We start from the raw sequence: 1,111 nt of genomic DNA on the forward strand, positions 1-1,111 counted from the left end.
CGTGGCGTTCCTCGACTCCGAGGCGCCCGCCGACCTCGGAGCCGACCTCAGGGCGCTGCGCGACGTGAGCGCCAGGCGGGGCTGGGGCGCAGCGGTGGAGGGCGCCCTGCGCTCGCTGGGGGCCACCGGCGGCGTGGACGCCGCCACCCTCGAGCTCTCAGCGGCGAGGGCGGCCGCGGGCGACGCGCTCGTCGAGTACGACGAGCCGGTCGACCTCTCGGGGTACGACCGCGCGTTCGAGCTGCTGGAGGGGGGCGCAGCCAGTGCCTAGGATCCCGGACGCCGAGCGGGAGGGGTTCTCCTCCCGGGCCCGCGCCCTCTTCATCTCGAAGTCGACGATCGAGTGGTTCCTCGAGACCGCGACCCCCGGCCAGCTCGCGGCGTGCTCGGGGATGCTCGCGCGCGAGCTGGAGAGCCGCGAGCGGTCCAAGCGCGCGAGGCTGCTGCGCCAGGCGCGCTTCCCGGTGCCGAAGGCCGTCGAGGGCTTCGACTGGTCGAACGTGCGCTTCCCCGAGGGCTGGGGACGCGACGAGATGCTCTCGCTCGACTTCGTCGGCCGCGCCGAGGACCTCGTCTTCCACGGGCCGACGGGTCGGGGCAAGACGCACGTCGCCATCGCCCTCGGCATCGAGGCGACGCGGCGCGGGATACCGGTGCGCTTCTTCCAGACGGCGGCGCTGGTGCTGCAGCTCGGGAAGGCCAAGCGCGAGGGGACGCTCGACAGGCTGCTGGCGGACGTCGGCAGGGCGGGCCTCGTGGTCCTCGACGAGTTCGGCTACGTGCCCTTCGACGTCGACGGCGCGCGCCTGCTCTACCAGGTGATATCCGACTCGTACGAAAGGAGGAGCATCGTGTTCACAACGAACGTCGAGTTCAGCCGCTGGGGCACGGTCTTCGCGGACGACAAGCTCGCCGCCGCGATCGTGGACCGGGTGGTCCACCACGGCAGGCTCGTGGAGTTCGGCGGACCCAGCCACCGTCTCGAGGAGTCGCTCATGCTGGGCAAGTCAGGAAGATAGCGGCGTGCCCGCGCCGAAACCCGAAAACCTTTCGTGGCGAAACCCGAAAGAAAGGCGCGCTCTTTTCCGAAAGCAAAGCTTGACTAAACACA

General features: G+C 70.7%; 1 protein-coding gene and 1 pseudogene. Both read left to right on the top strand.

Annotated elements, in window-relative coordinates; translation table 11 throughout:
• Positions 1-271, top strand: a pseudogene (locus H6A16_RS10530) (hypothetical protein); the annotation flags it as partial.
• On the top strand, positions 264-1,019 hold the full coding sequence (istB, locus tag H6A16_RS10535) for an IS21-like element helper ATPase IstB (RefSeq protein ID WP_342589755.1): 756 nt from the start codon (positions 264-266) through the stop codon (positions 1,017-1,019). The pseudogene H6A16_RS10530 and the gene istB, both read left to right, overlap by 8 nt.
• Positions 1,020-1,111 lie beyond the last annotated feature (92 nt).

The sequence above is a fragment of the Collinsella tanakaei genome (assembly GCF_016900375.1).
Taxonomy (GTDB): Bacteria; Actinomycetota; Coriobacteriia; order Coriobacteriales; family Coriobacteriaceae; genus Collinsella.